Source organism: Rodentibacter trehalosifermentans, from assembly GCF_002000545.1.
GTDB classification, from domain to species: domain Bacteria; phylum Pseudomonadota; class Gammaproteobacteria; order Enterobacterales; family Pasteurellaceae; genus Rodentibacter; species Rodentibacter trehalosifermentans.
Window position 1 is genome coordinate 1 of sequence record NZ_MLHL01000116.1, and the last position, 1422, is coordinate 1422.

Here is a 1422-nt window from a genome sequence, read left to right on the forward strand (position 1 = left end):
TCATTGTTTTTCCTTAATGATAAAAAGTGGTCGCTATTGTACTGAAAAATACAGGCTTTGTTAAAAATATCTTTCTTGCTAAATTTTCCTTATGTTATCCTTTGCAAAAAAGAATAAAGGTCGATTTATGTTAAGTCTTATTGTTACTTTTCTTGGCGCATTTTTAACATTGATAGTGATGCGCCCGATTGCAAATAAAATTGGGTTGGTGGATAAACCGAACTATCGAAAACGTCACCAAGGGGCAATCCCGTTAATTGGTGGAGTCTCTCTTTTTGTGGGGAATTTGTGCTATTACTTGATGGAATGGGATCAACTTCGTCTGCCTTATTTATATCTATTCAGTATTTTTGTGTTACTTGCTATCGGCATTTTAGATGACCGATTTGATATTAGCCCTTTTTTAAGGGCTGGCATTCAAGCGGTACTGGCTATTTTAATGATCGATCTTGGTAATGTGTATTTGGATCATTTTGGACAGATTCTTGGTCCTTTCCAATTAACCCTCGGCTCTATAGGATTGGTGATTACCGTCTTTGCCACCATTGCGATTATTAATGCCTTTAATATGATCGATGGCATTGATGGATTACTTGGTGGGTTATCTTGTGTATCCTTTGCCGCGATCGGAATTTTAATGTTTCGTGATGGGCAAATGGATATGGCACATTGGAGTTTTGCGCTTATTGCAGCGATGCTGCCTTATCTTATGTTGAATCTTGGTATTCCGCTTGGCCCCAAATATAAAGTCTTTATGGGGGATGCGGGAAGTACTTTAGTCGGTTTTACGATCATTTGGATTTTACTACTAAGCACCCAAGGCAAAGGGCACCCTATGAATCCGGTGACCGCTCTTTGGGTCATTGCGATACCGTTAATTGATATGGTGGCGATTATTTATCGTCGTTTAAGAAAAGGAAAAAGCCCATTTCGACCGGATCGTTTACATGTGCATCATTTAATGGTGCGAGCCGGTTTAACATCACGCCAAGCCTTTCTTTTTATCACCTTAATGTCTGCGATTTGTGCCACAATTGGTATTTTAGGTGAGGTCTATTATATTAATGAATGGGTGATGTTTATTGGATTTTTTGTTTTATTTTTCCTCTATGTTTATTCCATTACCAGAGCATGGCGAATTACCCGTTTTGTACGAAGAATGAAACGGAGAGCAAGAAAAGCGAAAGCATAGTAGCGATATAGTCATAAAAATGATCGTAGAATGTTTTTTAAATGAGCGAGAAGTTTACAAAATCTATACAAATTGAATAAAAAACTATCTTTCACGAAAAAATTAAAAAAAAGTGCTAGACAAGATATATTGAAATCATTAATATACGCCCCGCAACGACGCAGTACGCGTTCGTAGCTCAGTTGGATAGAGCGTTGGCCTCCGGAGCCAAAGGTCGCAAGTTCGAATCT

At 38.2% G+C, this 1422-nt stretch carries 1 protein-coding gene; it reads left to right on the plus strand.

Going from position 1 to position 1422, the window contains the following annotated elements; all coding sequences use genetic code 11:
- Positions 1–127 precede the first annotated feature (127 nt).
- The gene (wecA, locus tag BKK52_RS13205; RefSeq protein WP_077421737.1) at positions 128–1192 is read left to right on the plus strand and encodes a UDP-N-acetylglucosamine--undecaprenyl-phosphate N-acetylglucosaminephosphotransferase; all 1065 of its coding nucleotides are present in this window, start codon (positions 128–130) and stop codon (positions 1190–1192) included.
- Positions 1193–1422 lie beyond the last annotated feature (230 nt).

Coding starts and splice junctions, on each gene's coding strand:
- wecA (WP_077421737.1), top strand. CDS start 128: ATGTTAAGTCTTATTGTTACTTTTCTTGGCGCATTTTTAACATTGATA.